The organism is Pseudomonas sp. PB103 (assembly GCF_009764635.1).
Taxonomy (GTDB): Bacteria; Pseudomonadota; Gammaproteobacteria; order Pseudomonadales; family Pseudomonadaceae; genus Aquipseudomonas.
The window spans coordinates 73302-79644 of record NZ_RWIL01000157.1 but is presented as its reverse complement, the minus strand read 5'-3'; the positions used below and the strand labels follow the sequence as shown (position 1 = coordinate 79644).

The window sequence follows — 6343 nt, the reverse complement described above, 5'->3', positions numbered from 1 at the left end:
TTGAGCATTACAACGAGCAGCATCCGCACAGCGCTTTGAACTATCGCTCACCGAGGGAGTTCAGGCGCTTGGCAGCTGCATCAATTTAACGGGGAGTTGGTGTCCGGTTTTGTAGGGGCAAGTCCACAGTGAATTCACTCCTTTAGTGATTCCCTTTAACGCCCGCCCGCATGCGGGTGTTTTTTTGCCGATATTTCGTCTGCCGAACAGTCATGGCTGTCAGTTGTCATAACTTTGTACACGTCACGAAGGAGACAGTTCATGGTTATCCATTTCAACGTCGACGGGCATCTGGCCTGTGGCCATAAGGGCAAACACCTCACTGCCAGTCGCGAACTCAATCGCGTGAAATGCCGCAGCTGCCGCAACACCGATGCCTACAAACAAGCGCGAAAAGATCAACGCAACAACGCACGCCGTGTCGCCCGTCAGGCAAAAACCACGCACCACGCCGTCAACTGGCGCGCGGAGTGGACTGAACGGCTGGCCGCGATGGCCGGACGGCAACGCTTGCCTCGTGGCTTTGCCCGGCAAGCGTACGTTTAAACCTGCATAAAAAATGGGCCGATAAAATCGGCCCATTTGCTTTAGTTGTTCCCTGACAATTTTTAACTTGTTTGTTTCCGATCGTGTTCACGCGAGTCTGCGCTCTCTACGTAACTTGACCTACTTAACAATCACGCCTCTCATGTATTGATTCAGATCTCGTAGATCATTGACAGTCCAAGCATGGGGCGCCAGCTTTACACCATTCTCTCGCAACGTTTTGGGGATCAAGTCCCCATTGGGGCGAAGTATGATCGATGACACGATGACGCCTGGATAATCACTGAGTCGCTTCTTGAAGGCAGAAGTGGTCAGGTCAGGCGTAGGCGGATTGCTTTTATTGGCCAGCGGGCCGGTTCCTTTGATCTCGGCTCCATGGCACATGGCACATCTCTGCGAATAGAGCGCTTTGCCATTGGCCGTATCCCCGAAGGACAATGAGGGTTGAACCAGTGTTATCAGCGCTAATGACGCGGCGATTAATATTTTCATCCTTGATGCAGCCTTAGTCCTGGCAAAAGATGACGCGCGATTGGCATCAACTGTAGAGAGGGTGAAAAAGTTTTGATGCGGCGCGCCGACGACCAAGCAGTACGTCCACGATCGAGAGGCAAAAAGTAATGCCTGCCAAGTGAATTGCGCACCCACATCAAAATAGCCGAGCGGAAACAAACAAGGGCTTGCATCAGCTTTCGCCCGCAAACCCTTGATTTAAGATGGTGCCCGAAGCCGGAATCGAACCGGCACGCCCTTACGAGCGGGGGATTTTAAGTCCCATGCGTCTACCAGTTTCGCCATTCGGGCGGTAGCGCGGTGTTACCGCTGCATTGCTCAAGTCGCGACCTGACAGGAGGCAGGCTTGAGCAGCAGAGCGGGAAATATATACATCACTTCCCGCTGAAGCAAGTTCGCAATGGCCGTTTTCAAGACTAAATCTTTCGACACAATGGAAATAAAAAAGCTCCGTAAATCATGGATCTACGGAGCTTGTTTATAGTGGAGGCCGAGGTCGGAATCGAACCGGCGTAGGTGGATTTGCAATCCACTGCATAACCATTTTGCTACTCGGCCTCAAAACGTCTGTTATCAGTAGCACAACAACAAACGCGTTTTAAACTTGGAGCGGGAAACGAGACTCGAACTCGCGACCCCGACCTTGGCAAGGTCGTGCTCTACCAACTGAGCTATTCCCGCTTGGTGATGCGCATTCTATAGAATTAAGAAGCTCCGTCAACCCCTTGATTCAAAAAAGTTTTATTTCTTTTCGACATCAGTCTTCAGATGCGGCCAGGCCGCGCGAAGGTATTGAACCATCGACCACAGCGTCAGGCCTGCAGACACCATCAGCAAGGCATAACCCAGAACGACCCAGAAACTGAAGTCACGCGGATTCGCCAACAGGATAACCAGCGCAAGCATTTGCGCCGCGGTTTTCCATTTGCCGAGGTTGGAAACAGCGACATGGGCGCGAGCACCGAGTTCGGCCATCCATTCGCGCAACGCCGACACCACGATCTCGCGACCGATGATCACGGCGGCTGGCAGCGTGAGCCAGAGATTGCCGTGCTCTTGCACCAGCAACACCAGCGCCACCGCCACCATGAGCTTGTCGGCCACCGGATCAAGGAACGCGCCAAACGGCGTGCTCTGCTCCAGGCGGCGGGCCAGATAACCATCCAGCCAGTCCGTCGCTGCCGCGAAGGCAAACACCGAGGCGGAGGCCATGTAACTCCACTGGTAAGGCAGATAGAACAGCAAAATGAAGATCGGGATGAGCAGGACGCGTAGAACGGTAATCAGATTAGGGATATTCATCGGCACAACTGGCTACGAGGTGAGGGGGCATTCTACTCGCTATGCAGGTTCGCATAAATCGACTCTGCGAGCTTTTTACTGATCCCCGGGGCTTTGGCGATCTCTTCGATGCTTGCACGAGACAGTTCCTGCAATCCACCAAAATGTTTTAGCAAGTCGCGGCGCCGTGTCGGCCCGACTCCCGCAACGCCTTCCAGCGTTGAGGTTCGCCGGGTTTTGCCACGGCGGGCGCGGTGTCCCGTGATTGCGAAACGGTGGGCTTCGTCACGGATCTGCTGAATCAGGTGCAATGCCGGCGAATCACCACGCAAGGTGAACTCGTGCGCCGCATCATTCAGATACAACGTTTCGAAGCCCGCCTTTCGCGTTGCGCCCTTCGCCACCCCGAGCAGAATCAGATCGGGGACGGCCAGTTCATTGAGCACGTCACGCGCCATCGAAAGCTGGCCCTTGCCACCGTCCACCAACAGAATGTCCGGCAACTTGCCCTCGCCTTCCTTCAGCTTGCTGAAGCGTCGTGTCAACGCCTGGTGCATGGCGGCATAGTCATCACCTGCCGTGACACCTTCGATGTTATACCGCCGGTAATCCGATTTGATCGCGCCTTCCGGGCCAAATACCACGCAGGAGGCGACTGTCGCTTCGCCGCTGGAGTGACTGATGTCGTAACACTCCAGGCGCTGCGGTGGCTCATCCAGGTTCAGCACTTCAGCCAGCGCGTCAAAACGCGCAGCGGTGTGTTGACGGTTGGCCAGGCGCGCGCCCAAAGCCTGTTCAGCGTTGGTGACCGCCAGTTGCTGCCAGCGCGCTCGCGTCCCGCGCACCCGATGACTGATAGCCAGTTCGCGGCCACGCAGTTCATGAATCGCCTCGATCAGCGCCGGGAAGTCTTCGTGCACCACGTTGACGATCAATTCGCTCGGCAGATCGCGCTCCGGGCTGCTGATGAAGTATTGGCCGAGGAAGGCCGCCATGACTTCAGAGACGTCCTCTTCAATCCCCACTTGCGGGAAGAAGTTCTTGCTGCCCAGCACGCGTCCGCCACGAACACTGATCAAATGTACGCAAGCGCCGCCCGGATTGACGAAGGCTGCAATGACATCGATATCGCCCGTACCGCCCTCCATGCTCTGCTGATCCTGCACGCGACGCAGCAATGCAATCTGATCACGCAACTCGGCGGCGCGTTCGAACTCGAGATTGATCGCCGCCTCCTCCATTGCCGTGGACAGTTCATTGGTCAGGGCATGGCTGCGCCCCTCGAGAAACATCACCGAGTGCCGCACATCCTCGGCATAAACCTCAGGCTCGACCAGGCCGACACAGGGCGCCTTGCAACGCTTGATCTGATATTGCAGGCACGGGCGTGTGCGGTTTTTGTAGTAACTGTCTTCGCACTGACGAACGAAAAACGTCTTTTGCAGCAAACTGAGACTTTCACGAATGGCCCCGGCGCTCGGATATGGACCAAAGTACTTGCCCTTGGCCTTTTTTGCCCCGCGATGGATGCTCAGACGCGGAAACTGGCCGTCAGACAGAAAGACGTAAGGGTAGGACTTATCGTCGCGCAACAGAATGTTGTACGGCGGGCGCCATTCCTTGATCAGCGTTTGCTCAAGCAGCAGCGCTTCGGTTTCGTTGGCGGTGATGGTCGTTTCGACCTGCGCTATGCGCCCCACCAATGCGGCGGTCTTCGGTGCCAGGCCAGTCTTGCGGAAATAGCTGGCCAAGCGTTTTTTGAGGTTCTTGGCCTTGCCGACGTACAGCAGACGCGCATCGCTGTCGAACATCCGATAGACGCCGGGGCGCCCACTGACAGTCGACAGAAAAGCGCCGGAATCAAATGTTTCAGTCATGATCAGGCGCTGGCATCGACCATGCCATGGCGAACCGCTAAAAGCGTCAACTCGACATCGCTACTGATCGAAAGCTTCTCGAAAATACGGTAGCGGTAGGTGTTCACGGTTTTCGGGGACAGGCACAACTTGTCGGAAATGATCTGGACTTTCTGACAGCCGACAATCATCAAGGCGATTTGAATCTCCCGTTCGGACAAGGCATCGAACGGCGAATCGTTGGTCGGTTGAAAGGACTTGATTGCCAACTGTTGAGCAATCTGCGGACTGATGTAACGCTGACCAGCGAATACCAGGCGAATGGCCTGAACCATTTCCGGCAGCCCCGCGCCCTTGGTCAGATAGCCGGCGGCTCCGGCCTGCAGCAACCTTGTAGGGAATGGGTCTTCCTCACAAACCGTCACGGCAACCACTTTGATGTCCGGATGACTGCGCAACAGTTTGCGCGTCGCTTCCAGGCCACCGATGCCAGGCATCTTGACATCCATCAGGACGACATCGGGTTTCAACTCACGCGCCTTGATCAGGGACTCTTCCCCGGACTCGGCCTGACCGACCACTTGCAGGCCATCGATATCGGCCAGCATACGTGTAATGCCTGTACGAACGAGATCATGGTCATCGACCACTAGCACCCTAATCAAGCAGACACCTCGCGATATGGTCTTATTGGGATGCCGGACACCTTAGCAAAAAGTGCCAGACAGACCTAGCAGAAAGCCGCATTTAAAAAGTTTCAATTCATCTTTCAGAGCTTGCCAGCCGTGGGTTTCAGAGCACAGGTGTTCTTAAATCGAGTTCCATGCGCAAGAAACACTCATCTTTACCTTGAAGCTGTAGTCCTTTTCTCTGATACAAATTTTTTGCCGGATTATTTTCAAAGACAGTGAGACGCAGTGCCGGACGTCTTTCCTTGCTGGCTATCTCGATAACCTGATCAATTGCCCAGGAACCTGCCCCCTGCCCCTGAAACGCCTCAGCTATCTGCAGTTCTCGGATATACAAGGCACGAGCATCCCGACTGAGACTGAAAAAACCGATCGCCACTTCATCGCGACAGATCAACCAACTCTCTCGTCCAGACCACGCGACATCAAACGCGTCGTCCTGCCACAACAAATCATGCTGAATGTAATAACGCAGCATGTTCTGACAGGTGAGCGACCTGGCGAATGCCAAATCCTCAGGCGATGTGCGACGCAGCTGAAATGTCATACCGCTCGTACTACGGCAAGTACTTCACCCTGCCATGCACCTTCGATTCTGCGGGCGACCACCAGGCAATCTCCGGAGCCTGGGGCCGATACAATCAGCGCACCATCCTCGGACCAGATCGCACTGCGCCCTGCCGACTGCCAGCCGCCGGTAAGGCCGCCATGATTGGCCATCAGTACGGCCATTGAGTGCCGGCGAGCGTAGCCTTGTAGCAGTGCGGTGTCGGGCGCATAACCTGCTTCTCCGATTAATACCCCGGCAGCATAAACGTTGCCCCCTAGGGCGCAGGCGTTCGCTGCGTGGCTGGCGTGGGAAAAGTCCGCGCAGACTGCCAGCGCAACGGTATCGCTGCCAATTTTCACGTTGGCCCCGCCGTTTCCAGGTGCAAAAATCAGCTCCTCCCCCGCATGCAAGTGTTGCTTGCTGTAAACACTGAGCGAGCCGTCTGCGCCTAACACCAGCGCGCCTATCACCACCGCTGAACGTGGCGTCAATCGAATCGGCATCCCCACGACAGCCGTAACACCAAGCTCTCGAGCAAGATCGCGTAGCGGTTGCAGCACGCCATCTTGCGGATCAATCACCAATGCAGCGGCTACCTCGCCCTCATACCCGGTCAGCGACAACTCCGGAAATACCACCAATTCAACGCCCTGCTCCGCCGCCACTTCGATAAAGCGCAGGTGGCGATCAATATTGGCGGCAAGGTCACCGGCAATGGAAATTGACTGGGCTGCGGCCATGGTCAGCGTCGACATGATGCGTCCTTGGGATAGAGGCAAAGCACAGAGTGTGTCACACCGTGCACAGCACTCAAGCGATAGGCAGATTAATGCGCATGCCATAGCATTTTCTGATTGCTGTGGCGTATCGGCCTCTAGTAAGCTCGGCGCATTCATCGGAGACAGATC

General features: G+C 55.6%; 7 protein-coding genes and 3 tRNA genes. 1 reads left to right on the top strand and 9 read right to left on the bottom strand.

The window, feature by feature from the left end:
* Positions 1–261 precede the first annotated feature (261 nt).
* On the top strand, positions 262–546 hold the full coding sequence (locus tag EJA70_RS27935; protein ID WP_158835387.1) for a hypothetical protein: 285 nt from the start codon (positions 262–264) through the stop codon (positions 544–546).
* A gap of 120 nt (positions 547–666) precedes the next feature.
* Here EJA70_RS27935 and EJA70_RS27930 read toward each other — a convergent pair whose 3' ends face one another.
* The 9 genes from EJA70_RS27930 to EJA70_RS27890 form a co-directional block, all read right to left on the bottom strand.
* Positions 667–1038, bottom strand: a complete 372-nt coding sequence (locus tag EJA70_RS27930; protein ID WP_158835395.1) for a cytochrome c — start codon at positions 1036–1038, stop codon at positions 667–669.
* A gap of 225 nt (positions 1039–1263) precedes the next feature.
* Positions 1264–1350, bottom strand: a tRNA-Leu gene (locus tag EJA70_RS27925).
* Positions 1351–1543: 193 nt separating this feature from the next.
* Positions 1544–1617: transfer RNA gene (locus EJA70_RS27920), tRNA-Cys, on the bottom strand.
* Positions 1618–1664: 47 nt separating this feature from the next.
* A tRNA-Gly gene (locus tag EJA70_RS27915) sits at positions 1665–1740 on the bottom strand.
* A 60-nt stretch (positions 1741–1800) separates the two neighbouring features.
* Positions 1801–2361: a CDP-diacylglycerol--glycerol-3-phosphate 3-phosphatidyltransferase gene (pgsA, locus tag EJA70_RS27910; protein ID WP_008080159.1), complete on the bottom strand. Its 561-nt coding sequence runs from the start codon at positions 2359–2361 to the stop codon at positions 1801–1803.
* Positions 2362–2393: 32 nt separating this feature from the next.
* On the bottom strand, positions 2394–4217 hold the full coding sequence (gene uvrC, locus EJA70_RS27905) for an excinuclease ABC subunit UvrC (protein ID WP_158835384.1): 1824 nt from the start codon (positions 4215–4217) through the stop codon (positions 2394–2396).
* Positions 4218–4219: 2 nt separating this feature from the next.
* Entirely contained in the window at positions 4220–4861 is a 642-nt protein-coding gene (uvrY, locus tag EJA70_RS27900) for a UvrY/SirA/GacA family response regulator transcription factor (protein WP_024012761.1), read from the bottom strand.
* A 127-nt stretch (positions 4862–4988) separates the two neighbouring features.
* Positions 4989–5432: an N-acetyltransferase gene (locus tag EJA70_RS27895; protein WP_158835382.1), complete on the bottom strand. Its 444-nt coding sequence runs from the start codon at positions 5430–5432 to the stop codon at positions 4989–4991.
* Positions 5429–6190 carry a carbon-nitrogen hydrolase family protein gene (locus EJA70_RS27890; RefSeq protein ID WP_158835379.1) on the bottom strand — a complete coding sequence of 254 codons (762 nt, stop codon included), beginning with the start codon at positions 6188–6190 and terminating at the stop codon, positions 5429–5431. Before EJA70_RS27890 ends, EJA70_RS27895 begins: the two co-directional genes overlap by 4 nt.
* Positions 6191–6343 lie beyond the last annotated feature (153 nt).

What these genes read in the sequence shown, in the direction of transcription:
- EJA70_RS27935 (WP_158835387.1), top strand. Translation starts at nt 262, where the DNA reads ATGGTTATCCATTTCAACGTCGACGGGCATCTGGCCTGTGGCCATAAG.
- EJA70_RS27930 (WP_158835395.1), bottom strand. Translation starts at nt 1,038, where the DNA reads ATGAAAATATTAATCGCCGCGTCATTAGCGCTGATAACACTGGTTCAA.
- pgsA (WP_008080159.1), bottom strand. Translation starts at nt 2,361, where the DNA reads ATGAATATCCCTAATCTGATTACCGTTCTACGCGTCCTGCTCATCCCG.
- uvrC (WP_158835384.1), bottom strand. Translation starts at nt 4,217, where the DNA reads ATGACTGAAACATTTGATTCCGGCGCTTTTCTGTCGACTGTCAGTGGG.
- EJA70_RS27895 (WP_158835382.1), bottom strand. Translation starts at nt 5,432, where the DNA reads ATGACATTTCAGCTGCGTCGCACATCGCCTGAGGATTTGGCATTCGCC.
- EJA70_RS27890 (WP_158835379.1), bottom strand. Translation starts at nt 6,190, where the DNA reads ATGTCGACGCTGACCATGGCCGCAGCCCAGTCAATTTCCATTGCCGGT.